Source organism: Actinomadura sp. 3N508 (assembly GCF_044326375.1).
GTDB lineage: Bacteria > Actinomycetota > Actinomycetes > Streptosporangiales > Streptosporangiaceae > Spirillospora.
The window spans coordinates 573,608-599,886 of sequence record NZ_JBIRAX010000001.1 but is presented as its reverse complement, the minus strand read 5'-3'; the positions used below and the strand labels follow the sequence as shown (position 1 = coordinate 599,886).

General features: G+C 72.0%; 25 protein-coding genes. 18 read left to right on the top strand and 7 right to left on the bottom strand.

Features of this window, described 5'->3' with window-relative positions; genetic code table 11:
- Nucleotides 1-64: 64 nt before the first annotated feature.
- Together ACH34S_RS02795 and ACH34S_RS02790 are read right to left on the bottom strand one after the other, a co-directional pair.
- A complete protein-coding gene (locus tag ACH34S_RS02795; RefSeq protein ID WP_395950762.1) occupies nucleotides 65-241 on the bottom strand; it encodes a DUF397 domain-containing protein in 177 nt (58 codons plus the stop codon).
- Entirely contained in the window at nucleotides 232-1,011 is a 780-nt protein-coding gene (locus ACH34S_RS02790) for a Scr1 family TA system antitoxin-like transcriptional regulator (protein ID WP_395950761.1), read from the bottom strand. Before ACH34S_RS02790 ends, ACH34S_RS02795 begins: the two co-directional genes overlap by 10 nt.
- Before the next feature lie 136 nt (nucleotides 1,012-1,147).
- Between ACH34S_RS02790 and ACH34S_RS02785 the strand changes: the two genes are divergently transcribed.
- From ACH34S_RS02785 to ACH34S_RS02765, 5 genes are all read left to right on the top strand, one after another.
- Nucleotides 1,148-1,537, top strand: coding sequence for an ATP-binding protein (locus ACH34S_RS02785; protein ID WP_395950760.1), 390 nt, complete (start codon nucleotides 1,148-1,150; stop codon nucleotides 1,535-1,537).
- Nucleotides 1,534-1,749 carry a hypothetical protein gene (locus tag ACH34S_RS02780; protein WP_395950759.1) on the top strand — a complete coding sequence of 72 codons (216 nt, stop codon included), beginning with the start codon at nucleotides 1,534-1,536 and terminating at the stop codon, nucleotides 1,747-1,749. Before ACH34S_RS02785 ends, ACH34S_RS02780 begins: the two co-directional genes overlap by 4 nt.
- 150 nt (nucleotides 1,750-1,899) lie before the next feature.
- Nucleotides 1,900-2,679: an SRPBCC family protein gene (locus tag ACH34S_RS02775; RefSeq protein ID WP_395950758.1), complete on the top strand. Its 780-nt coding sequence runs from the start codon at nucleotides 1,900-1,902 to the stop codon at nucleotides 2,677-2,679.
- 11 nt (nucleotides 2,680-2,690) lie between these two features.
- Nucleotides 2,691-3,704 (top strand): SRPBCC family protein, encoded by a 1,014-nt coding sequence (locus ACH34S_RS02770; protein ID WP_395950757.1) that lies wholly within the window; start codon nucleotides 2,691-2,693, stop codon nucleotides 3,702-3,704.
- A 222-nt stretch (nucleotides 3,705-3,926) separates the two neighbouring features.
- Nucleotides 3,927-6,062, top strand: coding sequence for a sensor histidine kinase (locus ACH34S_RS02765; RefSeq protein ID WP_395950756.1), 2,136 nt, complete (start codon nucleotides 3,927-3,929; stop codon nucleotides 6,060-6,062).
- On the opposite strand, the gene ACH34S_RS02760 is transcribed toward ACH34S_RS02765, so the two are convergent.
- Nucleotides 6,059-6,664 carry a response regulator gene (locus ACH34S_RS02760; protein ID WP_395950755.1) on the bottom strand — a complete coding sequence of 202 codons (606 nt, stop codon included), beginning with the start codon at nucleotides 6,662-6,664 and terminating at the stop codon, nucleotides 6,059-6,061. The genes ACH34S_RS02765 and ACH34S_RS02760 overlap by 4 nt on opposite strands.
- Nucleotides 6,665-6,773: 109 nt before the next feature.
- On the opposite strand from ACH34S_RS02760, the gene ACH34S_RS02755 reads away from it, so the two are divergent.
- The 13 genes from ACH34S_RS02755 (at nucleotide 6,774) to ACH34S_RS02695 (ending at nucleotide 21,053) form a co-directional block, all read left to right on the top strand.
- Nucleotides 6,774-7,505, top strand: a complete 732-nt coding sequence (locus ACH34S_RS02755) for an ABC transporter ATP-binding protein (protein ID WP_395950754.1) — start codon at nucleotides 6,774-6,776, stop codon at nucleotides 7,503-7,505.
- Nucleotides 7,505-9,934: an FtsX-like permease family protein gene (locus tag ACH34S_RS02750; RefSeq protein WP_395951425.1), complete on the top strand. Its 2,430-nt coding sequence runs from the start codon at nucleotides 7,505-7,507 to the stop codon at nucleotides 9,932-9,934. The genes ACH34S_RS02755 and ACH34S_RS02750 overlap by 1 nt, the downstream gene beginning before the upstream one ends.
- 57 nt (nucleotides 9,935-9,991) lie before the next feature.
- Nucleotides 9,992-10,432 (top strand): helix-turn-helix transcriptional regulator, encoded by a 441-nt coding sequence (locus ACH34S_RS02745; protein ID WP_395950753.1) that lies wholly within the window; start codon nucleotides 9,992-9,994, stop codon nucleotides 10,430-10,432.
- A gap of 32 nt (nucleotides 10,433-10,464) precedes the next feature.
- Nucleotides 10,465-10,887 carry a VOC family protein gene (locus tag ACH34S_RS02740; RefSeq protein ID WP_395950752.1) on the top strand — a complete coding sequence of 141 codons (423 nt, stop codon included), beginning with the start codon at nucleotides 10,465-10,467 and terminating at the stop codon, nucleotides 10,885-10,887.
- Nucleotides 10,888-11,502: 615 nt separating this feature from the next.
- The gene (locus tag ACH34S_RS02735) at nucleotides 11,503-12,312 is read left to right on the top strand and encodes an SAM-dependent methyltransferase (RefSeq protein ID WP_395950751.1); all 810 of its coding nucleotides are present in this window, start codon (nucleotides 11,503-11,505) and stop codon (nucleotides 12,310-12,312) included.
- 153 nt (nucleotides 12,313-12,465) lie between these two features.
- Nucleotides 12,466-13,365, top strand: coding sequence for a helix-turn-helix domain-containing protein (locus tag ACH34S_RS02730; protein ID WP_395950750.1), 900 nt, complete (start codon nucleotides 12,466-12,468; stop codon nucleotides 13,363-13,365).
- A 321-nt stretch (nucleotides 13,366-13,686) separates the two neighbouring features.
- The gene (gene hpnC, locus ACH34S_RS02725; protein ID WP_395950749.1) at nucleotides 13,687-14,544 is read left to right on the top strand and encodes a squalene synthase HpnC; all 858 of its coding nucleotides are present in this window, start codon (nucleotides 13,687-13,689) and stop codon (nucleotides 14,542-14,544) included.
- A 4-nt stretch (nucleotides 14,545-14,548) separates the two neighbouring features.
- Nucleotides 14,549-15,409 carry a presqualene diphosphate synthase HpnD gene (gene hpnD / locus ACH34S_RS02720; protein ID WP_395950748.1) on the top strand — a complete coding sequence of 287 codons (861 nt, stop codon included), beginning with the start codon at nucleotides 14,549-14,551 and terminating at the stop codon, nucleotides 15,407-15,409.
- Nucleotides 15,406-16,764, top strand: a complete 1,359-nt coding sequence (gene hpnE, locus ACH34S_RS02715) for a hydroxysqualene dehydroxylase HpnE (RefSeq protein WP_395950747.1) — start codon at nucleotides 15,406-15,408, stop codon at nucleotides 16,762-16,764. Before hpnD ends, hpnE begins: the two co-directional genes overlap by 4 nt.
- On the top strand, nucleotides 16,761-17,771 hold the full coding sequence (locus tag ACH34S_RS02710; protein ID WP_395950746.1) for a polyprenyl synthetase family protein: 1,011 nt from the start codon (nucleotides 16,761-16,763) through the stop codon (nucleotides 17,769-17,771). Before hpnE ends, ACH34S_RS02710 begins: the two co-directional genes overlap by 4 nt.
- A 25-nt stretch (nucleotides 17,772-17,796) precedes the next feature.
- On the top strand, nucleotides 17,797-19,671 hold the full coding sequence (gene shc, locus ACH34S_RS02705) for a squalene--hopene cyclase (RefSeq protein WP_395950745.1): 1,875 nt from the start codon (nucleotides 17,797-17,799) through the stop codon (nucleotides 19,669-19,671).
- Entirely contained in the window at nucleotides 19,668-20,672 is a 1,005-nt protein-coding gene (gene hpnH, locus ACH34S_RS02700; protein WP_395950744.1) for an adenosyl-hopene transferase HpnH, read from the top strand. Before shc ends, hpnH begins: the two co-directional genes overlap by 4 nt.
- A gap of 51 nt (nucleotides 20,673-20,723) precedes the next feature.
- Nucleotides 20,724-21,053 (top strand): hypothetical protein, encoded by a 330-nt coding sequence (locus ACH34S_RS02695; protein ID WP_395950743.1) that lies wholly within the window; start codon nucleotides 20,724-20,726, stop codon nucleotides 21,051-21,053.
- 25 nt (nucleotides 21,054-21,078) lie between these two features.
- On the opposite strand, the gene ACH34S_RS02690 is transcribed toward ACH34S_RS02695, so the two are convergent.
- From ACH34S_RS02690 to ACH34S_RS02675, 4 genes are all read right to left on the bottom strand, one after another.
- Nucleotides 21,079-21,921, bottom strand: coding sequence for an SMP-30/gluconolactonase/LRE family protein (locus ACH34S_RS02690; RefSeq protein ID WP_395950742.1), 843 nt, complete (start codon nucleotides 21,919-21,921; stop codon nucleotides 21,079-21,081).
- A gap of 106 nt (nucleotides 21,922-22,027) precedes the next feature.
- A complete protein-coding gene (locus tag ACH34S_RS02685) occupies nucleotides 22,028-22,435 on the bottom strand; it encodes a DUF1257 domain-containing protein (protein ID WP_395950741.1) in 408 nt (135 codons plus the stop codon).
- A gap of 13 nt (nucleotides 22,436-22,448) precedes the next feature.
- Nucleotides 22,449-24,059 carry an Hsp70 family protein gene (locus tag ACH34S_RS02680; RefSeq protein ID WP_395950740.1) on the bottom strand — a complete coding sequence of 537 codons (1,611 nt, stop codon included), beginning with the start codon at nucleotides 24,057-24,059 and terminating at the stop codon, nucleotides 22,449-22,451.
- A complete protein-coding gene (locus ACH34S_RS02675; RefSeq protein ID WP_395950739.1) occupies nucleotides 24,056-26,275 on the bottom strand; it encodes a hypothetical protein in 2,220 nt (739 codons plus the stop codon). The genes ACH34S_RS02680 and ACH34S_RS02675 overlap by 4 nt, the downstream gene beginning before the upstream one ends.
- Nucleotides 26,276-26,279 lie beyond the last annotated feature (4 nt).

The window sequence follows — 26,279 nt, the reverse complement described above, 5'->3', positions numbered from 1 at the left end:
CGTTCTGTGCTTTCGGCTGGAGGATGTGTGCCGCCCGGCCCTGGGAGGGCCGGGCGGCAGGGGGCTAGTGCTTGAGGGTGTTGAGGATGGTGTGGAAGGTGTGGGGGGTCAGTAGGAGTTTGGGGCCGTTGGGGTCTTTGGAGTCGCGGACGGCCACGGCTTCAGGGAACCGTGCCACTTCCACGCAAGCCCCGCCCTGGTCACCGCTTTGCCGTGCCTTCCGCCACTTGATCAGGTCCACCGGACGATCGCCTTTCTGAGGAACTCACGGGAGTCATCGACGCTCAGGGCGCGAGCTTGCAACGCCGAGAATGCGCCGACGATCTGCAAGATATCCTCTCGGTCGGGCGTCGTGATGCCGCCTCTGGCGGCTTCCATGTGGAGGAGTTCGCCCCCGTTGGGCTGTGTGGCGAGGTTGAACGGCCCCTGAAGTCCCGGGTAGTAGGCGAGGGGGGCGATCTGGAGGGTGACGTTGTTCCATTCGGAGATGGCGAGCAGGTGTTCGCACTGCTCCCGCATCACTTCTTCGTTGCCCATGCACGTCCAGAGGACGTTTTCGAGTAGGACGATGCTGAGCATTGGCGGGTCTTCGCGTCGCAGGACCTCCTGACGACGGAGTCGGCCTTCGATGTCGACGTCGTCCTTCAGGTGTGCGCGGATGTACGCCTCGGTCTGGAAGAGGCCGTAGACGAACATGGTCTCGTAGGCCCGCAGGAGTGCGGCGGTGCCCTCGGCCAGGGGGTAGTCGGCGAACCAGGACGGATAGCGGCTGGTCTTGAGCAGGTCGTCCCAGGCGTCCACCATCGTGGTTCCGCTGTCGAGGGCCGTGTCGAGTTCTGCGGCGAATTCCCTGCGGCAGCGGGCGGTGCCGTTCTCCACCTGACCGATGTAGCTGCGGCTGACCGGGATCCGATTTGCCAGTTCGAGTCGGGAAATTCCGACATCTTCGCGAAGGCTTGCAAGTGCGATGCCGTAGGCGATCGTCTGCGGGGTGGGCTTTCGCGACCGCATGGAGCGTCCCCCTTTCGGAAGCGCTTGCAAGCAGGTGCAAGCGCACGCGTTGCGTTGGCGCGCTTTAGCCTCCATATTACTCCAAGTTGCCGTTCCTTTGCGTTGAGTCACGACGATACGCGGAGGTGAGTTCCGGATGGGTGAGCCGGAGGCGATTGTGATCAAGGCGGATGTGCAGCAAGTGCGGGAGGCGCGGGACTTCGTGGGGCTGGTCTTCGGGGCGTGGGGGCTGACGGACTACGTCGCGAAGACGGTCGTCAGCGAGCTCGCGACGAACGCCGTCGTCCACGGGTCGGAGGACGGGGACACGGTCATCGTGCGGGCCTACCGGAAGGACGACGGGACCCCGGTCGTGGAGACGTGGGACCGGTCCGACGCCCTGCCCGTCATCCGGCCCGTCAACTACGGCGTCGAGAGCGGGCGGGGGCTGTTGCTCCTGGAGGGGCTCGTCCGGCGGTGGGGGACTCGGCCGCTGAATGAAGGTGGAAAGGTCGTCTGGGCCGAAATCGAGCCTGTGCGCGCGTGAACGACGGGATTCTGCTGCTGTTCCTCCGGCAGATCTTCCCGGAATGGTCGATCACGCGGGGCGCGGACGGTGTCTGGCGGGCCAGTGGGCGTGTGCGGGTGTGGGCCTCGTCGGTTGAAGGGGTGCTGGACGCGCTCGCGACTGCCGAGCCTGACGCGGGCGCGCGGGTGAGGAGCTTCTTCGCGGACGCGGGACGCGGCTGCCTGCGGTGATGGCCGCCCGATCCCCGGGCGGTCATTTCGCGGCCACTCGCCGTCTCCTTGCGCTTCGGCTGGCCTGGGGTCTGTTTTGCCCCTGCTTGACCGGGTAATAGCGGCGCCGTGCCTGGAACGGGCACGAGCGAACGCGACCGGCGAGGGGACATGAGCTTTCGGAAGGGACTGGCCGTCGGGACCGGCGGAGCGGTTGCCGTGCTGTCGGCGCGGCGCCTGGGACGCCGGGCTCTGGGCGGGCTCGTCCAGCGGATCGAGCGGCGTCTGGAGCGCGCCGTGCGGCAGCTCACGGCTGCGGCCGAGCGAGGTGGGCCGCTTGTCAAGGGCGCCCTGGCGGGGGTCAAGGCGCTGCACGAGGGCAAGTCCCCGCTCCGGGCGTTGTTGAGCTTCGGCTGGACGGCCCTGAAGGAGGCCCTCGGATTCGGACGAAGGGGGAAGCCGACCAACATCGTCGAACAGATCGACGTGGGCGCCCCGCGCCGCCTCGTCTACGACCAGTGGACGCGGTTCGAGGACTTCCCGTCCTTCATGAAGAAGGTCGTCAGCGTCGACCAGACCGACGACGGCAAGCTGCACTGGAAGGCGAAGATCTTCTGGTCCAGCCGGACGTGGGAGTCGACGATCGTCGAGCAGGTGCCGGACGAGCACATCGTGTGGCGGTCCAAGGGGCCCAAGGGCCATGTGGACGGGACGGTCAGCTTCCACGAACTGTCGCCGAACCTGACCCGCGTCCTGCTCGTCCTCGAATACCGCCCCGCCGGTCTCTTCGAGCGGACCGGCAACCTCTGGCGCGCGCAGGGACGCCGCGCCCGTCTCGAACTCAAACATTTCCGCCGCCACGTGATGACGCAGGCGCTGACCCGGCCCGACGAGGTCGAGGGCTGGCGCGGCGAGATCCGCGACGGCGAGACCGTCACAACCCCGGAGTGAGGGAGCGAATCATGAAACGCGGAAACCGGATGGGCCGGGTGCCCGTCGGAAACATCGCCAAACGGCTGCCCGGCCGCCGCAGCAAGCGGCTGCCCGGCCTGAACGGCATCGCGAAGAACGTCCCCGGCAAGCGGACCGCGGGTACGGCCGGTGGCCTCCTGCTCGGCGCGGGCGCGGCCGTCGCCGCGAACCGTGCGATCAGCGGGCGCCGCAACGGCCAGGACCCGTCCGGCGGGGCGGACTCGCAGGAGAACGAGCAGAAGCAGACGAAGCAGAAGAAGGGCCAGGCCAAGGCCGCGGAGGAGACCTCAGAGCAGCCGGGCACGGGGGTGTTCGGACGCCTCAAGGACACCGCCACCGGCGTCCTTCCCGGCGTCGGCCAGAACGGCTCCAAGGACGACGGCAAGGAAGACGCCAAGAGCGGCGGCGGCAAGGGCGGCAGCGGGAAGAAGGTGAAGGTCACCAACATCGTCGAGCACATCGACATCGGTGCGCCGCGCCGCCTCGTCTACGACCAGTGGACGCAGTTCCAGGACTACCCGTCCTTCATGAAGAAGGTCGTCAGCGTCGACCAGACCGACGACGGCAAGCTGCACTGGAAGGCGAAGATCTTCTGGTCCAGCCGGACGTGGGAGTCGACCATCGTCGAGCAGGTGCCGGACGAGCACATCGTGTGGCGGTCCAAGGGCTCCAAGGGGCACGTGGACGGGACGGTCAGCTTCCACAAGCTGTCGCCGAACCTGACCCGCGTCCTGCTCGTCCTCGAATACCACCCGCAGGGCCTCTTCGAGCGCACCGCGAACATGTGGCGTGCGCAGGGCCGTCGTGTCCGGCTGGAGCTGAAGCACTTCCGCCGGTTCGTGATGACGCAGTCGCTCACGCATCCCGATGACGTCGAGGGCTGGCGCGGCGAGATCCACGACAGCGAGGTCGTCCGGACGCACGAGGACGCGCTGGACGAGGAGAAGCGCGACCGCAAGGAGCGCAAGAAGGAAAAGGAAAAGGAATACGAAGAGGCCCGCTGACCCCAGCGCGCGCCCCGCGGCGCCCGCCGCGCCCCGCGCCGCCCGCGCTGGGCGGCGGCCTCGGCTGACGTCCGCCCCGGACCCATCCCCCCGGGGCGGACGCCGGGCGTCGCACCCCTGCTTCTCTGGTTGGCTGGGGCGAGAGTTTCCTGGCGGGAGAGTTGAGGGACAGTGGCCGAGGCGATGCATGGCCCGCGAATAGCGCGAGTCATCGTCGGCGTCGTGCTGACGTCGTTCGCCGGCGTCTACCTGCTGGCGGCCCCTTCGCGGACGGACGGTGGCGTCGCGCAAATCGGGGCGGCCGCCGTGCTGGTCGCGCTGGTCCTCGCGCTGCACCTGGTGTGGGTCGTCCCGCGGTTCGAGCGGTGGCGGGGCGGGCGGGTCGTGCTCGGGCAGGCGCTGGCCGCGTACACGGCCGTGATCGCGTTCGGGACGTCGGTGGGGCTTCTCGGGTTCGTCGCGGGCGCGCTGCTGTCGGCGGGTGCGTGGCCGGTCGCGGCGGGAGTCGTGGGCAGCGCGGCGCTCATCGACCTCCTGCGGGGCGGCGGCGCGAGCGTCGTGGACGTCACGATCACGTGCCTGCTGATCGGGCTGGTGGCGTACGGGCTGGTCAGGCTGGCGGAGAGGGCGGCCGACACGGCGGCGGCACGGCTGCCGCTCACCATGGCGGCGGTCGAGCGGGAGCGGCTGCGGATCGCGGCTGAGCTGAACAAGGGACTCGGCGACGGGCTCGCGACCATCTCGGACGGCGCCCGGCAGGCGGTCGATCGTCCCGCCGCGATCGGGGACGTGCTGGCGGTCGCCCGCCGGTCGCTGAACGACGCGCGCGCCGCCGCCGCTGACTTCCGGAGCATGTCGCTGGCGCCCGAGGCGTCGGCCGCGCGGGCGTTGCTGGAGGCGGCGGACGTCCAGGCGGACGTGCGGACCGGGCACCGCGAACCGCTCGGCCCGGCCGGTGCGCTGCTAGCGCTGGTGCTGCGGGAGGCCGTCACGGACGTGGTCCGGACGGGATCGGCCCGCACCTGCGTGATCGAGACGTCCGAGAGCGGAGGCGCCGTCAAGCTGCGCGTCGCGAATGACGGGGTTCGCACGGCGGCGCGCGGTGCAGAGGGCCTGGCGGAGGCTGCGGAGCGGGTCAGGGAGGCGGGCGGTGCGTTCTCCGCCGGGCTCGGCGACGACGGCCGGTTCGCCGTGGAGGCGGTCGTGGACGCCGGAGACCGCACCGTGCCGGTCCCCGACCGTTCGGCGTACCGGCTCTCGCTGGCCCTCCTCGCGGCCGTGCTCGCGGGGTTCTGCGTGAAGGGCCTGCTGCTGGTCCCGTGGGGGCCGCGTTGGGCGGTCGCGGCGGCCGTCCTGGCGCTGATCGCGGTGGCGCAGCTGGTCTGGACGAGCGGCGGTCGGCCGAGAGGGTGGCCGCTGATCCTCGCCGTGCTGAGCGTCGCGCCCGCTCCGGTGTTCGGGGAGGCGTGGCTCGGCGCCTCCGGCGTCCTCGCGGGGACGTTCCTCGTCGGGCTTCCGGTCCGGGCCGCGGCTCCGCTGGTGGCGGCGACGATGGCGGGGGTCGGAGCCGGCGCGGTCGCGCTCGGCCTCGGGACGGCGGCGGTCGTCAACTACACGGTCAGCACGCTGGTGACCGGGCTCGTGGTGTACGGGCTCGTCCGGCTGGCGAGGCTGGTGCGGGATCTGCAGGTCGCGGGGGCGGAGCTGGCGCGGGCGGCGACCGTCCAGGAAAGGCTGCGGGCGGCCAGGGACCTGCACGATCTCCTCGGGCACAGCCTGGCGGCGATCCTCCTCAAATGCGAGCTGGCGCGGCGGCTGGCCGGAGCCGATGCGGAGCGCGCCCGCGCGGAGCTGGCCGAGGTCGTCGCCATGGCGGAGCAGGCCCGCGGCGATCTGCGCACCGCGACGGGCGGGGCCGCCGCCGAGCTGTCGCTGGACGGGGAGGTGGCGTCCGCGCGGTCGGTGCTCACGGCGGCGGGTGTCGAGGTCGAGGTCGAGGTCGAGGGCGGGCATGCCGTCGACGGGGAAGTGTCGGCGGTGCTCGGTACGGTGCTGCGCGAGGCCGTGACGAACGTGCTGCGGCACAGCTCCGCCACGCGCTGCGCCATCCGTGCGGAGCGGGTCGGCGGCACGGTCCGGCTGGTGGTGGAGAACGACGGGCTCGACCCGGCGGCGCCGCGCACGCCTCCCGGCGCGGGCATCGGGAACCTGACCACGCGGCTCGCCGCCCTCGGCGGGACGCTCAGCGCCCGCGCCGACGGCACCGGCCGGTTCCGGCTGGAAGCGACGATCGGCGAGAGCGGAGCGCAGGGGCTGTCTACGGGAATCCCCGAGCATGCCGGGCCGGTGAGCGGCTAGAGCCAGCCCGCCTCGCGGGCGATGCGGGCGGCGTCCGTGCGGTTCCGCGCGTTGAGCTTGGTGACCACGGCTGTCAGGTAGTTGCGCACCGTTCCGGCCGACAGGTGCAGGCGCTCCGCGATCTCCGGCGCCTCGGCCCCCTCGGCGGCGAGGCGCAGCACGTCCGTCTCGCGCGGGGTGAGCGGGTTGTCGGCGATGTCCCAGGCGGTGAGGGCGAGCTTCGGGTCGAGGACGCGCCCGCCCGCGGCGACCGTGCGGATCCCGGCCGCCAGTTCCTCCGGCGGCGACGTCTTCAGCAGGAAGCCGCGGACGCCCGCCGTCAGCGCCCGGCGCAGATGGCCCGGCTTCCCGTGCCCGGTGAGGACGAGCGCCGCGACCTCCGGCATGGCGGCGTGGAGGGCCGCCGCCGCGGCGAGACCGTCAAGGCCGGGCATGTCGATGTCGAGGACGGCGACGTCCGGCCCGGCCGAGCGCGCCGCGGGCACCACCTCGTCGCCGCGGTCGACCTCCGCCACCACGGTCAGGTCGGGTTCGAGGCCCAGCAGTCCGGCGAGGGCGCTGCGGACGACATGGTGGTCGTCCGCCAGCAGCACCTTGATCACCCCTCATGTCTACCAGGGACGCGATCACGGCCCGGCCCATGACGAGATCACGGGTGTCTGGTGAGCACGTCTCTGGCCCGTGAAGCCCCAGGTCAGAAGACTTGTGGGCATGAGCGAAGCAGTAAGTCTGGAGACGGTCAGCAAGGTTTACGGGCGCGGGAGGGGTGCGGTCGCGGCGCTGCGGGAGGTGACGGTTTCCGTGCCGCGCGGGCGGTTCACGGCGGTCATGGGGCCGTCCGGGTCGGGCAAGAGCACGTTCCTGCACTGCGCCGCCGGGCTCGACACGCCCACGTCGGGCACCGTCCGGCTCGGCGGCACGGACCTGTCCGCGATGAGCGAGACGAAGCTGACCGAGCTGCGCAGGAAGCGGGTCGGGTTCGTGTTCCAGGCGTTCAACCTGGTGTCCTCGCTGACCGTCGCGCAGAACATCACGCTGCCGCTCCGCCTGTCGCGGACGCGGGTCGACAAGGCGTGGCTGGCGGACGTGGTCGCCCGCGTCGGACTGGCGGACCGGATCGGGCATCGTCCGGGCGAGCTGTCGGGCGGGCAGCAGCAGCGGGTCGCGATCGCCCGCGCGCTGGTGACGCGCCCGGACGTGGTGTTCGGCGACGAGCCGACCGGTGCGCTCGACACGATGACCGCGCGGGACGTCCTCACCCTGCTGCGCGAGACCGTGGACGACATGGGCCAGACGGTCGTGATGGTCACGCACGACCCGGTCGCCGCGTCGTACGCCGACACCGTGCTCTTCCTTGCCGACGGACGCATCGTCGAGTCGATGGACGCGCCGTCCAGCGACAAGGTCGCGGCCCGCATGACCCGGCTGGGGGCGTGGAACTGATGCTCTGGCTCGTTCTCAGTACTCTGCGGCACCGCAAGGCGGGATTCGCGGGCGCGTTCGTTGCGCTTCTGTGCGCAGCCGCGCTGGTCTGCGCGTGCGGTGTCCTGCTCGACACGGGACTGCGCGGCTCTGTCGCGCCCGAACGGTATGCGGGCTCTCCGGTCGTCGTCACCGGGGATCAGTTCGTCCACAAGACGTACACCAAGAAGAAGGGCAAGACGAAGCACAAGGCGAAGGCGATCGCTGAGCGCGCCTGGCTGCCCGCGTCCGTCGCCGGCAAGCTCCGGCAAGCGGACGGTGTGCGAAATGTGGTCGCCGAAGTGACATTCCCAGCCGAAATCAGCGGCTCCGCCGATGACGACCGCGAATCGTGGGGGCATGGGTGGGAATCCGCCGCCCTCACCCCGTTCACCATCCGGGACGGACGCGCCCCAACCGCGAACGACGAAATCGTCATCGACGCCGCTACGGCTAAGGCGAAGAACCTCCGTCCGGGCGCCACCGTGAAGGTCGCCTCGACCACCCCTGGGACGTACCGCGTCGTCGGCGTCACCGAGCAGTCCCTCAAGCACCAGACCGCCGTCTTCTTCACCACCGCCCAGGCCGCCCACCTGTCCGGACGGGACGGCAACGTCACCGCCATCGGAGCGCACGGCTCCGCGAAGGCGATCGAGGACGCGGTGCGCGGCACCGGGGCCACCGTCCACACCGGGAAGGACCGGGGCAAGGCGGAGTTCCTCGGCGCGGAGAAGTCCCGGATCAAGCTGATCAGCATGGGCGGCGCGCTCGGCGGGACGGCCCTGCTCGTCGCGATTCTCGTCGTGTCCGGGACGTTCGCGCTGTCGGTGCAGCAGCGCGAGCGGGAGATCGCGCTGCTGCGGGCCGTCGCCGCGACGCCCCGCCAGGTCCGCCGGATGATCGGCCGGGAGGCGCTGCTGGTCGGGCTCGTCGCGGGCCCGCTCGGGGCCCTGGCCGGGCTGCCGCTGGCGTTCTGGCTGCGGGACAGGTTCCGCGCCCTCGACGCGCTCCCACCCAACCTGGACCTGGTCGTCAGCCCGTTCCCCGCGTTCGCCGCCACGCTGGCCGCGATCGTCGCCGCGTTCGCCGCGGCCCGGATCACCGCCCGGCGGACGGCACGGATCCGTCCCGTCGAGGCGCTCGGGGACGCGGCGCTGCGCAGGCCCCGGCTCGGGGCCGTCCGGATCGTCGCAGGTCTCGCCGTCACCGCGGGCGCGGTCGTCCTGACGATCGTGCTGTCCGGGCTGAACACCGAGGCGGCGTCCAGCCCGGTCACGATGCTGACCGCGATCGTGTGGACGGTCGCCGTGGCGCTGCTCGGCCCCGCCATCGCGCGCGCCGCCGTCGCCGCCCTGTCCGTGCCGCTACGGCTGTTCCCGGTCGGCGGAGGGCTCGCCGCGGCGAACCTCGCGGCCGGGGCGCGGCGGGTGGCGTCCGTCATGGCGCCGCTCACGCTGATGACGGGCCTGACCGCGACGATCCTGTTCTCCCAGACCACGATGGGCCACGCCGCGACACGCCAGGCGGTGGACGGCACGGTCGCCGCGCACGTCGCCGGGCCCAAGGTGCCGCACAGCCTGGCCGAGGAGATCCGCCGCGCGCCCGGCGTGACGGCCGTGACCGAGGTCCTGCGGAGCACCGTCCGCGTGGACCTGGAGAACTACGCGATCCAGGGCGTCACGCCCGGCGGGCTCGACCGGACCATGGACCTGGGCGTCCGCGACGGCTCGCTGCGGAACCTCAACCCGTCCACGATCGCCGTGAGCGCCACCGCCGCCGACCGGCTCGGCGTCCGGCCCGGCGACGGGCTGCGCCTCCACCTCGGCGACGGCACGCCCATCGCGCCCACGGTGATCGCCGTGTACGAGCGCGGTCTCGGGTTCGGCGACCTCACCGTGTCCCACGACCTGCTAGCCGCCCACGTGGACGACCCGCGCGGCACCGTCCTGATCGCCGGGACGCCGCCCGCGGGCCTGCCCACCACGGACGCGGCCTCCCTCGCCGAGACGACCGCGGCCACGAACGCGGAGGTCAACCAGGTCGCGATGGCGCTGATCATCGCGTTCACCGCGATCGCCGTGGTGAACACCCTCGCGATGTCCACCTCCGACCGGGCCCGCGAGTTCGCGCTGCTGCGCCTCGTCGGGACCACCCGCCGCCAGGTGCTGCGGATGCTCGGCTGGGAGACCCTCGCGATCGTCGCCGTCGCGGCCGTCCTCGGCACGGCGATCGCCCTGGCCACGCTCACCGCGTTCAGCGGCGGGATGACGGGCGGGGCGCCGCACGTCCCGCCGCTCGGGCACCTGGGCGTCCTCGCCTGGGGCGGTCTCCTCGCCGCGGTCGCGACCGTCCTGCCCGCCCGGCTGGCCATGGCCGCCCGCCCCGCCGACACGATCGGCACCCGCGAATAGCCCGCCGCCCCCCATGCCCCCGGCCGGTTGTCACTGGCCGGGGGCATACTCGATGGCATGGCGTCCGTGCCGCCCGCCCGTCATCTGCTGCGTGCCAAGGATCTTGCCGACGCGCGGTATTTCGAGCCGCTCACCGTGGCCGATCTCGCGGACGCGGCCGGGCTGTCCCGTGCGCACTTCAGCGAGCAGTTCCGGCGGGCGTTCGGCGAGTCGCCGCATGCCTACCTGCTGACCCGGCGCCTCGAACGCGCCGCCGCGCTGCTGCGGACCACCGACAGGTCCGTCGCCGACATCTGCGTTGGCGTCGGGCTCCAGAGCATCGGGTCGTTCACGACCAGCTTCACCCGCATGTTCGGGATGCCGCCGACGGCCTACCGTGCCGCGTTCCCGCCGGCGTCCGTCCACGCGCGGATACCCGCCTGCGTCGTGCGGATCTACGGACGCCCGAAACACCGGACGTTTCGAGAAGACGGGCCGTCCGCGCCGGATCTAGCGTGAGGGTCACACCGATCCGACAAGGGGGAAACCCGATGATCACGCTTGCCAGCACGCAGCTGTGGGTGCACGACCAGGACGAGGCGCTCGCCTTCTACACCGAGAAGCTCGGCATGGAGGTCCGCATCGACGTGACCGTGCCGGAGATGGGCAACTTCCGCTGGCTGACCGTCGGCCCGGTCGGCCAGCCCGACGTCTCCATCGTCCTGATGAGCATCCCCGGAGAGCCGATCATGGACGAGGCGACGAAGGCGCAGGTCCGCGAGCTGATGGCCAAGGGCTTCGCCGGGACGATCTTCCTCGGCACCGACGACTGCCATGCCTCCTACAAGGAGTTCACGGAGCGTGGCGTCGAGTTCGTCGAGAAGCCGGAGGAGCAGCCGTACGGCATCGACTCCTCGTTCCGCGACCCGTCCGGCAACCACATCCGGCTGACCCAGGCGTACTCGATGGCCTGACCGCCGGCCGCGGCCGTCCGGCCCGCCGCCACGCCGTCCGGCCGCCGCCGTCCGGCCGGATACCGCCTCCGGCCAGGTGCGCAGGCGGTATCCGGCGCCGCGGACCGTCCCGAAACGGCCGGCGCCCGGCCTGCGCCGCACGTACCGGACGTGAACCGCCCACGACTTGGCGCGATATAGTGGACGAATTCTCGATTATCCATTTTGGATGATTATGTACGGATTTGGACGTGTGCGTCGCCGGCAGCCGAAGAGCTGATCATCGCGTGTGAAATGTCCGATCTGTACGGCGTAATCCCTTGAGGTGTGAACACTGAACCGGACGGGTCAGGGGATCGTGTCGCCGTCGTAAGTGATCGATTTGCCGTGCGGGTCCAACGCGGGGCCGGCCGGGCGCTCCGGATCTTCTCGCTTTCACCCCTGGTCACCGCCGTCACGGCAACCTCGGAGGCATGCTCGCCCTGCGTATTCGTTAATGTCCTCAATGACAATGCGGACAGGCCCGTATTTCGAGTTTCTGGCCGCCCGGGGAGTGCCGGGACTAGGTTTGCCGTAACGCGCGCGCCAGCGCCCGTGCGAGCGGCGCAGCCGCCCCCCGAAAGGAGCGTCAGGGCGATGACCGACGGCAACCCCAGCCCGGATCACGGGCCCGAGACGAAGATCAACACTGACGTTCCGCAGTCCGCCCGGATCTGGAACTACTGGCTCGGCGGCACCGACAACTACGAGGTCGACCGGCTCGCCGGCGACCAGTACGTCTCGCTGTACCCGGGCATCGCGCCGCTCGCCCGCGCCGGGCGCTACTTCATGGACCGCGCCATCAGGTTCCTGATCCACGAGCGCGGCATCCGCCAGTTCATGGACTGCGGGACGGGCCTGCCCACCGTAGACAACACCCACGAGATCGCCCAGCGCGCGGCCCCCGAGGCGAGGGTCGTCTACGTCGACAACGACCCGCTCGTCCTCGCGCACGCGCGCGCGCTCATGACCGGCACGGACGAGGGCCGCACCGCCTACATCGACTGCAACCTCGACGACCCCAAGACGATCCTCGACAAGGTGGCCGAGACCCTCGACCTCACGCGGCCGGTCGGGCTGATGATCGTCAACGTGCTGGGCCACATCATCGAGCCCGCCGAGGCACGGGGCGTCGTGAGCGGGCTGCTGGACGGCCTGCCGTCCGGCAGCTACCTCATCGTCGCCGACTGCACCGACGAGAACGAGGCCTTCAACGCCGCGCAGCGCGTGTACGACGACGCCGGCGCCGTCCCGTACCGGCTCCGCAGCCGCGAGTTCATCTCCGGCTACTTCGAGGGGCTGGAGGTCGAGGAGCCCGGGCTCGTCGAGGTCAACGCGTGGCGTCCGGAGGTGGGCGTCGAGGTCGAGCCGCTCCCGACGCTCTGCGGGGTGGGCCGCAAACCCTGACGCGGAGCCGTCCGGCGCGGAAAGATCGTCGGTCTTCGGCGTTCTGAGGCGGAGACCTTGCACGGTGCGTTGCGGTCCGTTTCGTTCCCGGCGCGTTCTGTGAAGGTATAGTCGATACGGCCGCTCTCGCCGTCCCCCTTGATTGGAGTCCCCTTGGCCTCCGTCACGATCACCGGCAGAACGCCGTCCACCGCCGCCCACGGGGATCCCCTCGTCCCCAGGCTGCTGCTGGCGCGCCGGCTCCGCGCGCTCCGCGAGTCCGCAGGCATCGGCCGGGCGGACGCCGCGAAGGCGATCGGCCGATCCGATTCCAAGATCACGCGGCTGGAGCTGGGCCGCTCCGCCTGCTCGGTCGATGACGTCGCCGCGCTCCTCACCCGCTACGGCGCGGACGACAACGAGCGCACGACCCTGCTGGCGCTCGCCGAGCAGACCACGGCCCACCCCTGGTGGCACGCAGACGCCGACATCGTCCCGGGATGGGTGCGGTCCTACCTCACCGCCGAGCAGGCGGCCAAGCTGGTCCGGACGTTCGAGCCGCAGTACGTGCCCGGCCTCCTCCAGGCCGAGGAGTACGCCCGCGCGCTGATCCGCCGGAGCTACCCGGGGCACGACCACCCGGAGCAGGAGGTCGAGCGGCGGGTCGAGTTCCGGATGCGGCGGCAGCGCGTGCTGCGCCGCCGGCCCCGGCCGCTGAACCTGTGGGTCGTCCTGGACGAGCGGGCGCTGTGGCGGCCCATCGGCGGCCCGGCCACGATGGCCGCGCAGGTCCGGCACATCATCGAGCTGTGCAAGCGGCCGAACGTCACCGTCCAGATTGCCCCGGCGGGGATCTGCGGGCGCGTCGAGGGCGACGGGCCGCTCACGCTCGTCCGGTTCCCGCAGCAGGGCCTGCAGGACATGGTCTACCTGGAGCGGACCGACAACGCGGACTACCCCGTCCGCCGGGCGGAGATCGAACGGCACTGGCACGTGTTCAACACGCTGGTGACCGAGGCCAGCAAGCCCGAGCAGACGCCCCGGATCCTGGCCGAGATCCTCGCCACTTACTGACGGCGTTTCCGCCGGTCAACGCCCTAATTCGGGCACTGCGCCGGCGGTTGATCAGCACCCCATTCGGGCACTGTCGCGGCGGCCTGTGCTCGTGGCCCGGGAATGCGCCTTGGCAAAGGTTCTCGCCGGTCTCGTGGATCACATATTCCCGGCTGACCACTTCCGGTCTATATTCGGATATGAGGGATATTCGGGAGGGTTTGCGCGGCGACCAGGGGACGTAGGCCGTAGGACCCTCGATGCCCGTGTTTACCGGGCGGGCACCCGGTTATCGGGCATGTTCGGAACGCCACGCACCACCGCCGCCCTCGAAGGAACGCCATGTCCGTCAGTGAGCGTTTGTGGAACGAGACAGCGGAACGCCGCTCCCGCGATGAACTGCAGACGGGGGAGAACTTTCCCGTCGCCAGCCGGCTCCTTCCGGCCCGCCATCGCGCGCACCTGCTGAACGTGTACGGCTATGCCCGGCTCGTGGACGACATCGGGGACGAGGCGCCCCCCGGCGAGCGGGCCGCACTCCTCGACGCCGTCGAGCGCGACCTCGACCGCGTCTACGCGGGCACGCGCCCCGAGCTCCCGGCGATGCGCAACCTGGCCCGCACGATCACCGGCCGCGGGATCCCGGCCGAGCCGTTCCGCCGCCTCCTCCAGGCCAACCGGCAGGACCAGGAGGTCTCCCGGTACGTGACCTACGACGACCTGCTCGGCTACTGCACCCTGTCCGCCGACCCCGTCGGGCACATCGTCCTGCACGTGTTCGGCGCCGCCACCCCGGACCGGCTCCGCCTGTCCGACCGGGTGTGCACCGCGCTGCAGATCATCGAGCACTGCCAGGACGTCGGCGAGGACCACCGCGGCGGCCGGATCTATCTGCCGCAGGACGACCTCCGCCGCTTCGGCTGCGCGGAGAGCGACCTCGACGCGTCCATCACGCCGACCCGGCTGCGCGGTGTCGTGGCGCTCCAGGCGCGGCGGGCACGGGAACTACTGGACGAAGGAGCGGACCTGACCGTCCGGCTCCGCGGATTCGCCCGCGTCGCCGTCGCCGGCTACGTGGCGGGCGGGCTCGCGGCCCTGGCGGCATTGGACAAGAACGCATACGACGTGCTGGGCGGCCCGTCACGACCGAGAAAACCGCGGCTCCTTCTGGAGTGGTCGCGGAATCTGGGAAGGAGATGAGGAGATGGACGAAGCCGGCGCGTACCGGCACTGCGAGCACGTGGTGCGCTCGCAGGCTCGCAACTTCTCGTACGGGATCCGCCTGCTGCCCCCGCCGAAACGGCGCGCGCTGAGCGCCGTCTACGCCTTCGCCCGCCGGATCGACGACATCGGCGACGACCACGACGCGCCCGCCGCGACCCGGCTGGCGAAGCTCGCGGAGGAGCGTGCGCGGCTCGCCGACCCGGGCGGCGACCCGTCCGATCCCGTGCTGGTGGCGCTGGCGGACGCGGTCCGCCGCCACCCCATCCCGCTGGACGCGTTCGGCGAGCTCATCGACGGCTGCGAGGCCGACGTCCGCGGCGAGACCTACGACACCTTCGACGACCTGCTCTGGTACTGCCGGTGCGTCGCGGGCGCGGTCGGGCGGCTGTCGCTCGGCGTGTTCGGGACGTCCGACCCCGGCACCGCGGGCCCGCGCGCCGATGCGCTCGGCGTCGCGCTGCAGCTCACGAACATCCTGCGGGACGTCCGCGAGGACCGTCTCAGCGGACGCGTCTACCTCCCCGCCAAGGACCTCGCCAAGTTCGGCTGCACGCTGCACCTGGACGGGTCGGGGCGCTTCACCGACCCGCCGGACCATCTCGTCTCGCTTGTCCGGTTCGAGGTGTCGCGGGCGTCGGAGTGGTACGGCACCGGGCTCATGCTGCTGCCGATGCTGGACCGCCGCAGCGCCGCCTGCGCCGGGGCGATGGCGGGCATCTACCGGCAGCTGCTGAAACGCATCAGATCCGATCCGCTCGCCGCGCTGAACACCCGGACGTCGCTGCCCGCCTGGGAGAAGGCGGCGGTGTCCGCCAAGGCGATGGCGGGGATCCACCGATGACCCCCGGAGCGGGGGACGGGCACGTCGCGATCGTCGGCGGCGGGCTCGCGGGGATCACGGCCGCGCTGGCACTGCAGGAGGCCGGGCTGCGCGCGACGGTCTACGAGGCGCGGCCCCGGCTCGGCGGCGCCACCCACTCCTTCGAGCGCGACGGTCTCACCGTCGACAACGGGCAGCACATCTTCCTGAAATGCTGCACCGCCTACCAGGGGCTGCTGGAGCGGCTGGGCGCGGCGGGCCAGGTGCGCGTTCAGGATCGGTTCGACGTCCGCGTCCTCACTCCGGACGGCCCGGGCGGGCGGCTCCGTCGCGCGAAGGCGCCGGGGCCGCTGCACCTGATGCCCGCGCTCGCCCGGTATGCGCTGCTCTCGCCGGGTGACCGGCTGCGCGCCGCCCGCGCGTCGCTGGCGCTCGACCGGCTCGACCCGGCCGACCCCGCGCTCGACGGGTCGAGCATGGGCGGCTGGCTCGCCGCGCACGGCCAGCGCGACCGGGCCCGGCACGCGCTGTGGGAGCTGTTCGTCACGGCCGCCCTGAACATGAAGCTGGACGACGCCGCGCTCGGGCCCGCCGCGTTCGTGTGCCAGACCGCGCTGCTCGGCCGGCCGGACGCCGCCGACATCGGCGTCCCGTCCGCGCCGCTCGGCGAGCTGCACGGCACGGTCGCCGCGGCGCGGATCGAGGAGGGCGGGGGACGCGTCCATCTCGGCGCGAAGGTCACGGCCGTCGAGGACGGGCCGAAGCTCGTCGTGAACGGCGAGCCGGTGAGCGCGGACGCCGTCGTGGTGGCGGTGCCGCACCGGGTCGCGTCCTCGCTCGTCCCGGCGGACGCGTGCCCTGATCGGGACGAGTGGGCGGGGCTCGGGTCCAGCCCGATCGTCAACGTCCACGTCGTCTATGACCGGCCGGTGCTGGACGAGCCGTTCGTCGCCGCGATCGACTCGCCCGTCCAGTGGGTCTTCGACCGGACGGCGATCAGCGGCCTCTCCCGCCGGGACGGCCAGTACCTGGCGGTGTCGGTGTCGGCGGCCGACCGCTGGATCGACACGCCGACCGCCGAGCTGCGCGAGGTCTACCTCGCCGCGCTGGAGCGGCTGTTCCCGGCCGCCCGCCGCGCCCGCGTCACCGACTTCTTCGTCACGCGGGAGCGGCACGCCACCTTCCGGCAGGGCCCGGGCAGCGGCGCGCTGCGTCCCGCGTCCGCGACCCGGCTGCCGTGGCTGTTCCTCGCCGGCGCGTGGACCGGCACGGGCTGGCCCGACACCATGGAGGGAGCCGTGCGCAGCGGGCTGAGCGCCGCCCGGCTGGCCCGGCGCCACGTCACCGCGATGGGCGCGGGGGTGAGCGCCCGATGACCGCCGTGCCGGCCTCGATCACCGACGGGCGGGCGCTGGTGGACCGGGCGATGCGCGCGTCCGCCGAACGGCTCGACCCGATGACCCGCCGCGTCGTCGCCTACCACCTCGGCTGGACCGACGAGCAGGGCCGTCCGGCCGCGGCGGGCGGGAAGGCGCTGCGTCCGGCGCTGGCGCTGCTGTCGGCCCGCGCCGCCGGGCTGCCCGACGAGACGGCGCTGCCGGGCGCGGTCGCCGTCGAGTTCGTGCACGCGTTCTCGCTGCTGCACGACGACATCATGGACGGCGACCGGATCCGCAGGCACCGTCCCGCCGCGTGGACGGTGTTCGGCCCGCCCGCCGCGATCCTCGGCGGTGACGCGCTGCTGGCGCTGTCGGAGGAGCTGCTGCTGGACGAGCACACGCGCGGCGCGCACTGGGCGGCGCGCGCCCTGGCCGCCGCGACGCAGCGGCTCATCTCGGGCCAGGCGCTCGACCTCGGGTTCGAGCAGCGCGACGACGTCACCCTCGACGAATGCCTGACGATGGCCGCCGACAAGACCGGCGCGCTGCTGGCCTGCGCCTGCTCGATCGGGGCGATGCTCGGCGAGGGACCCACCCGGCTCGTCACCGCGCTGACCGGGTTCGGCGCCGAGATGGGCCTGGCGTTCCAGCTGGTGGACGACCTGCTCGGCATCTGGGGCAGCCCGGACACGACCGGCAAGCCGGTGCTGGCCGACCTGCGGGCCCGCAAGAAGTCGCTGCCCGTCGTGTTCGCGCTGAACGCCGGAACAGCCGAGTCGGAGCGCCTCACCCAGCTGTACGCGCTTCCCGGTCCGCAGCCCGAGGACGTCCTGCGCGAGATGGCGCGGCTGGTCGAGGCGGCCGGCGGGCGGGAGTGGGCGGCGGCCGAGGCCGACCGCCGGATCGCGTCGGCGGACAAGCGCCTCGCCGACTCCGGCATGGCCGACCACGTCCGCGCCGAGTTCCGCGACATCGCACGGTTCGTCACCTCCCGGGATCACTGAACAAAGCGGAGAAGGAGCGCTTTCCATGACCACTACCGACGTGTCCGGGCTCACCGGTGCCGCCGCTGCCGCCGTCGACGCCGCCCGCGACCACCTGCTCGGCCTGCAGTCGCCCGAGGGCTGGTGGCGGGGCGAGCTGGAGACCAACGTGACCATGGACGCGGAGGATCTGCTGCTCCGCCAGTTCCTCGGCATCCGCTCCGGGAGCGAGACGGCCGAGGCGGCGCGCTGGATCCGCTCGCGGCAGCGCGAGGACGGGACGTGGGCGAACTTCCACGGCGGCCCGCCCGACCTGTCGACGACGGTCGAGGCGTACGTCGCGCTGCGGCTGGCGGGCGATCCCGTGGACGCCGACCACATGCGCCTGGCGGCCAAGTACGCGCGGGACGCGGGCGGCATCGAGGCCACCCGCGTCTTCACCCGGATCTGGCTGGCCCTGTTCGGGCAGTGGTCCTGGGACGACCTGCCCGTGATGCCGCCGGAGCTGATGTACCTGCCGAAACGCGTCCCGCTGAACGTGTACGACTGGGCGTGCTGGGCGCGGCAGACGATCGTGCCGCTGACCGTGCTCGGGTCGCTGCGTCCCGTCCGGGCGCTGCCGTTCGACCTCGCGGAGCTGCGCAGCGGCGTCCGTCCGGTGAAGGACGAGAAGGGCTGGGGACGGTTCTTCAACGGGCTCGACCGCGTCCTGCACGTGTACGAGAAGCGTCCGGTGCGTCCGCTGCGGACGGCGGCGCTGCGCCGCGCCGCCGAATGGATCATCGCGCGGCAGGAGGCGGACGGCTGCTGGGGCGGGATCCAGCCGCCGTGGGTGTACTCGCTGATGGCGCTGCACGAGCTCGGCTACGGCCTCGACCATCCCGTCATCCGGCGCGGCCTCGACGGTTTGGAACGCTTCACGATCCGCGACGAGAAGGGCCGCCGCCTGGAGGCGTGCCAGTCACCGGTCTGGGACACCGTCCTGGCCATGAACGCGCTCGGCGACGCGGGCATGCCCGCCGACGACCCGGCGATGCTCCGCGCCGCCGCGTGGGTCGTGGGGGAGGAGGTCCGCGGGCCGGGGGACTGGTCGGTGCGCCGCCCCGGCCTTCCGCCCGGCGGCTGGGCGTTCGAGTTCGACAACGACATCTACCCCGACACCGACGACACCGCCGAGGCGATCCTCGCCTTGCGTAAGGCCGGCCTCCCGGAGGCGGAGGCGCCGATCGGGCGGGCCGTCCGCTGGCTGGAGGGCATGGCGTCGCGCGACGGCGGCTACGGCGCCTTCGACGCCGACAACACCCAGGACCTCTGCAACAAGCTGCCGTTCTGCGACTTCGGCGCCGTCATCGACCCGCCGTCCGCCGACGTCACCGCGCACGTCGTGGAGGCGCTGTGCGGGGAGGGCCTCGCGGAGTCGCCGACCGTCAAGCGCGCCGTCGTCTGGCTGCTGAAAGCCCAGGAGCCGGACGGTTCGTGGTTCGGACGCTGGGGCGCCAACCACGTGTACGGGACGGGCAGCGTCGTCCCGGCGCTGGTCGCCGCGGGCGTCGGCCGGGGCAAACCGGTGATCCGCCGCGCGGTGGCGTGGCTGGAGCGGCACCAGAACGACGACGGCGGCTGGGGCGAGGACCTGCGCTCCTACGACGACCCCGCCTGGATCGGGCGGGGCGCGTCGACGGCGTCGCAGACGGCCTGGGCGCTGCTGGCACTGCTCGCCGCCGGGGAACGCTCCCCGGCCGTGGACGCCGGGATCAGGTGGCTGGTCGACCACCAGCGCTCCGACGGGACCTGGGACGAGGACCAGTACACCGGCACCGGATTCCCCGGCGACTTCTACATCAACTACCACCTCTACCGGCTGGTCTTCCCGATCAGCGCGCTCGGCCGCTACCTGCATAAGGAGGTCCGGACATCATGAGCATGCCGCTTCGCCAAAGCGTCCGCATCGGGGCCTATATCCTCCGCAACAAGATTCGCGGCAGGGACAAGTTCCCTCTCATCGTGGAACTCGAACCGCTCTTCGCGTGCAATCTCGCCTGCGCGGGATGCGGCAAGATCCAGCACACGCACGACATCCTGAAGAAACGGATGCCGGTCGAGCAGGCCATCGCCGCCATCAAGGAGAGCGGCGCCCCGATGGTGTCCATCGCGGGCGGCGAACCGCTCATGCATCCGCAGATCGAGGAGATCGTCGCCGAACTCGTCAGGATGAAGAAGTTCGTCTTCCTGTGCACGAACGCGCTGCTCATCCCGAAGAAGCTCGACAAGTTCAAGCCGTCGCCGTACTTCGCGTGGGCGGTGCACATCGACGGGCTGAAGGAGCGGCACGACGCGTCCGTCTGCAAGGAAGGCGTCTTCGATGACGCCGTCGCCGCCATCAAGGAATGCCAGCGGCGCGGTTTCCGCGTCACGACCAACACGACGTTCTTCAACACCGACACGCCGCAGACGGTCATCGATGTCCTGAATTATCTCAACGACGACCTCAAGGTCGACGAGATGATGATCTCGCCCGCGTACGCGTACGAGAAGGCACCCGACCAGGAGCATTTCCTCGGCGTCCAGGAGACGAGGGAACTGTTCCGCAAGGCGTTCTCGGACGGGCGGCGCAAGCGCTGGCGCTTCAACCACTCGCCGCTCTTCCTGGACTTCCTGGAAGGCAAGACCGACTTCGCCTGCACGGCCTGGGGAATCCCGTCCTATTCCCTTTTCGGGTGGCAGCGCCCCTGCTACCTGATGTCGGACGGTTACGCCCAGACCTACCAGGAGCTCATCGAGGAGACCGACTGGGACGCCTACGGACGGGGCCGCGACCCGCGCTGCGCCAACTGCATGGCGCACTGCGGCTACGAGCCCACGGCCGTCCTGAGCACGGTCGGCTCGCTGAAGGAGTCGCTGCGCGCGATCCGCGAGAAGTAGAGATGTCGGTGGCGCGCGGCATACTGGCGGCCTCCGGAGGAGGGGGTCCGTGTGACGTCCGAGGAACGCTTCGACCTGCTGGCCGGTGAGCTGGAAGGGAGACCTGGCATCTCGCCGCCGGGTTCCGGCCGGCGGGGCGGGTTCGGCTCGGCCACGCTCCGCTGCGACAACAAGATCTTCGCGATGCTCGCCGGCGGCCGGCTGGTCGTGAAGCTCCCCAAGAGCAGGGTGGACGACCTCGTCGCCGCGGGGGAGGGCGTCAGGTTCGAGGGCAACAAGGGCACGCCGATGCGCGAGTGGTTCAGCCTCGACCCCGGCTCCGAACTCCCCTGGCCCGCCCTGGCGGAAGAGGCGATCGATCACGTGACCTCCTCCACCTGACCGGGGCCCCCGGGGCGCGTGAGGGTCATGGGCGGCCCACGCCTGGGACGGTCACCTCGGTGGCGAGCACCCGGCCGCTGCCCGGCGTCACCAGGTCCGGGCCGGTCATGCCGCGGAACTCGGCGGCCACGATGAACAGCGTCGTGCCGCCGGGCCCGCCTAGGGCGCAGGCGAAACCGCCGCGGTCCAGGGCGACCGTGTCCAGGACGGCGCCGCCCTCGGCGACGCGCACGCACCGCTCGTTGGGCACGTCCGCGTACCAGACGGCGCCCTCCGCATCCAGGCAGATGCCGTCCGGTGTGCCCTCGCCCAGGTCGGCCCACACGCGCCGGTTCGACAGGCCGCCGCCGGGTTCGATGTCGAACGCCAGCAGGCAGTGCCGGTAGGAGTCGGCGACGATCAGCGTCGAGTCGTCGGGCGTGACCGCCATCCCGTTGGGGAAGTCGATGTCGCCCGCCACCTGGCGGACCGTCCCGTCGGCGGCGGCGAGGTGGACGAACCCCGGCCGGAACGCGTCCGGCTCGGCCGGGTTCCAGCCGAGCAGGTTGACGTAGGCGTTGCCGCGGCCGTCGACCGCGATGTCGTTCCAGCCCGGCCGGCCGAGATCGGCGTGCAGGGCCAGGTTGCCGTCCGGCTCGCGGCGCAGCAGGGATCCGCTCGCGGAGTCGACGACCAGCAACCGCCCGTCCGGGAGGAACGCGGTGCACAGCGGCAGCGCGTCCGCCCGCGCGACCACCTCGGTGCCGCCGTCGAGAGCGAGCGCGACGACCTCGCCCGCCGTCCAGTCGGAGAAGTACAGCCGGTCCCCGTGCCAGCGCGGAGACTCCACCAGCCCACGCCCGTCGAGCAGCGTCCGGATCTCGCCCATGCCCGTCTCACCTCGATCGCTTCACCGCCGCCCCCGTGGACGGCGTCTCACCTTCCACACGAACGGCCACCGCCCGGATCGACACCGCCGGACGGTTTTCCGGAGATCAGGTGTAGCGGCGCAGGATCAGACGGCGCTCGCCGTCCTCGCCGAGCACGTCGGAATCGATCTCGTAGCCGTTGTCGGCGGCGTAGCGCAGCGCCGCCGCGTGGCCGTAGGCGCGGTTCAGCGACGCCAGCCACGCCTGGTCGAAGCGGCCGAGGTCGTACCCGCTGATGATCGCCTCGAAGGTGCCGTCCGGACGGCGGCGGAACCCGAGGTCGTTGCTCAGGCTCCCGATGTGGCGGCGGCGGACGACCACCTCGGCGCGTTCCGGGCGGGCGTCGCCCTGGTACCCGTACAGCGGCTCCGGCTCGTCGTGCGTCTCGACCGACGCGAACCCGACCGCCGCGAGTGCCGCGGCGAGCAGGTCGGCGTCGCGGAGCGTGGTGCGTACCCGGGTGAAATGCGACATGGCGGTCCTCGCTTCAGGCCAGCCGGACGACCGGCTGCCGGTCCAGTATCAGCGCCTGCCGGTGCAGGTCATAGGCGGTGACGGTCAGGCGCTTGTGCGCGTCGACGCGGAACTCCAGACGGAACCGGTCCCGGCCCGCGACGGCGGGCGGATCGGCCACCAGGAACATCGGGCTGTCCTCGTTCAGCCACAGCATCGAGCGTTCCTGACGCTGCTGCGGGGTGACGGGCACCGCGCGGGCGCCGCCGCCCGCGTCGAAGGCGATCTCCAGCTCGGCGCCCGCGTCGCGGTAGGTGGCGTGCGCGAGCTCGTAGACGGCCAGGCCGAGCCGCCGCTGCCGGTCGTGCACCGCCCGCACGGTGACCGTCCGGACGGGCTCGGCCGTCGGATACGCGGTGCCCGCCTCGACCAGCGTCTCGAACTCGTACGCCCCCGTCTCGCCGTTCACGTGCCTGATGGCGTAGTCGTGCTGGACGTGGTCGTACAGCTCGCTGCCGCCCGCGATCCCGGCCGCGCCGGTGGCGACCGCCTCCAGCGGCCGGTCGAGGCGCACGATGCCCGGGTCGAAGTGCAGGGCGATGACGTCCTGCACCGCGGGGATGAGGCAGCTCCCGCCGACGAGGAACACCTGGCGGAGGTCGGCCACGCCGAACCCGCGCGCCGCCGCGGACTCCAGGCATCCGCGCAGCGCCTGGTTGACGCGCCGCAGCACCCCCTTGTCACGAAGCAGCGCGTCGAACTCGGCCCGCGTGACGGTGACCTGGTGCGGCGTTTCGGTGCGGGCGTCGCCGGCCTCGATGCCGGCCTGTGCGGCCGTGGCGAGGGCGCGTTTGGCCCGCTCGGCGGACGCCAGCAGGCGGCGGAAGACCCGGTTGTTCCCGATCTGATCGCCGGGCGGGAGGGACAGGCGCGCGGCGGCGTGCTCGGCGAGGAGCGCGTCGATGGTGTTGCCGCCGAGGTCCAGTCCCTTCTTGGCGATGGTGCGCACCCCGGCGCCCGCACCGGCCGCGTCGGGCTCCTGCACGCGCACCACCGAGACGTCGAGGGTGCCCGCGCCGAAGTCGACGACGGCGAACGCGTCCCCGGGGTTGAGGCGGGCGTGGTAGCCGACGGCCGCGGCGGTGGCCTCGTCCACGACCCGCAGGCGGGCGGCGGGCAGCCCGTCCCGCACCTCGCGCACCAGCCAGTCGCGGTAGCGGTCGAACGACTCGACGGGCGCGGTCGCGACGATCTCCAGGTCGTCGTCCTCGACGGCGAGCAGCGCGAGCGCCATGACGTCGCCGAGGAACCGGGTGGCGGCCTCCCGGCCCGTGATCTTGCGGTCGCCGACCGTGCGCGGCGCGTCGTAGGCGTGCCCGGACACGTTCGCCTTGGTGGAGGCGAACACCGTGACCCCCGGCGTCTCGAACAGCTCGGGGGTGACCTGGGAGCCGAGACGGCGGGTGCCTTCGTCGCCGTCGTAGGCGATGAGCGACGGCACCACCCGCTGCATCGGCCCGGGACCGGCCTCCCGCAGGACGTCGACGCCGGGCAGCGGGATGGGGACGCCCCGCCGGTGCTCGGCGTCCCAGCCCGCGACGACCGTGTTCGCGGTGCCGAAATCGATGCCGATACGGCTCGTCATGCGGCTCCGTTCTCGTTCCGGGACAGCGCGATATCGGTGGGGCCCGCCGGAATTGTGCCGGTGCCGAGCGCGATGTCGCCGCCGAAACGGTGGCCCAGGCAGTGCCCCAGCAGATCGAGCGCGTCCCGCACGGCCGGATCGCCTATCTTCGACCGGAGTTCATGCGCTCGCTGTAGGTCCTGCGGGGTGCAGTGCAGGAACGGCCGCTCAAGAAGCGCCCGTGCCGCCGGCAGGTGGCGGCTGTGTATTTCAAGTGCCTCGTGCTTCATATCGCCTGCCGATGTGACGAGCATGTCCCCGGCCAGCGGCATGGCGAGGAACCGCCGGAATCTCTCCTGCCCCTTGGCCTGTAGCCAGGGGGTGCCGGGATGGACACCGCCGAAATGGGGGGCCAGCAGATTGGCCGTGAGCAGCTGGTGGGCGAAGAACGGGTCCATGGACGTTCCCTCCCACCCCTCGAAGGGCCAGCGGTCGCGGACCGGGCCGTCGTGCGCGTCGGTGCGGTGCGGGTCGCCGCCGTCCGGCGGGATCTCCCAGATCTCGGTGTGCTGGATGATGGTGAGCCCGTCGCGCGCGTGCCCGTGCACGGCCAGGGTGTTCGGGTCGAGAAAGGAGAGCGCGCTGATCGACCAGTCGCCGTCCGCGTAGTGGTCGGCCGGTATCTTCCGGACGTCCGCCGCATCCGCCGCGTCCTCCGTCGTCACGTAGATCTCGTTGCGGAGGTCGGAGAACGCGATCAGCCGGGCGGCGGGAAGCGTCGTCAGCTGGCATCGGCTCTCCAGGGAGACGGCCCGGCCGCCCATCATCTTCCGGAACGAATGGACGGGCACGAGCCGCAGCCGATCGGCGCCCGGATCGGCGAACGCCAAGCCCTCCAGATGAATCAGCACCGCGCCGCGCGACGCCTTCCGCATATGCGGCGACAAACCTTCGGGCGGCTCGAAGGCGTGCCGTTCAGGAAAGACCCGATCGATGTACCAGCGGCGATTCGGCCCCAACCGGCTGACGAGGATCTCGTCGCCGAGATGCAGCACCGGGTGGAGAAAACCGGAATGCGTTGTGCCGGTGTGGTGGAAGGTGCTCTCGCCGGTGCCGATCCGGACGGTCTCCACATGGAGCGTCGTCGGCGCGGAGCGTCCTTCCGGCCAGGCCACGGCCAGTTCGGCGGAGTCCGGAGACAGGCATGCCGCGGCGCTGTTGCGGAACGTGCCATCCGTGGTCAGGTGCCCGGCGGGCAGGCGGCCGACCGTCTCCCGCAGTTCCCGCCAGGGCCGGGCGGTCAGGATGGCGAACAGGTCGGCGTCGCCGCCGGTGCGCTCGTCCTCCGGGAGGAGCCGCGCCGCGGCGGCGGCCTTGGCGAGCGGCAGGTCGCGGGCGAGGCCGCGCAGCTCCGCCCAGCGCCGATGCTCCGCGAGGTGGTGCCCGAGGTAGTCGAGTTCGGCGTCCGACATCTCGGCGACCCGGTCGCGCCGCTCGCCCGCGACCACCACCCGGATCAGGTCGGAGTCGCCCTCCGCCGCCATGATCGTGCGCAGGTGGGTGCGGACGTCCGGGGCCGACGTCCGGTACGCCATCGCGAGCAGCGCGCCGTCGCCGTCCAGGGCCCGGTGCTGATCGTGCTGGCCGGTGCGGACGAAGAACGCGGCGCGCTCCACCGGGCCGGACGGGGCGAGGTGATGCGCGACGCAGAACGCCGCGAGGTCCGGCGAGCCGACGGCGGCGGCGCACAGGGCGTCCACGGCGTCCGGGTCGGGGTGCGCGGTCAAGTGGGCGCGGGCGAGATCGCCGATCGGATGGTCGAGGCGGGCCGCGGCGTCGGCGAGCACCCGCGGCGGGACGGCCACGCCCTCGTCTCCGCGCGCCAACCGGCTCAGGGACGCGATGCGAGGATCCGCGCCCGAGGCGGCGGCCCGGCCCCAGCCGTTCAGGAGTGACCACAGGCGGTCGTCGTGCTCGTCCAGCCAGCCGGTCCAGGCGGCGTTGACGAGCACGTCGGGAGCGGGCGACGGGAGATCCAGCAGCGCGGACGTCCACCGCCGTGCGGGCAGGGCCAGCCACGCCCGCCAGATCATCGAGCTTCGCGGGGACCCGGCCGCCCGCGCGAAGGCGCGCACGGCCACGGGATCGCCCGCCTCCGCCGCGCGCGCCACGGTCTCGGCGGCGCGCCCCGGACGCGGATGGACCTCCAGCAGGAGCGCGGCCGCCCGGACGTTCACCTGC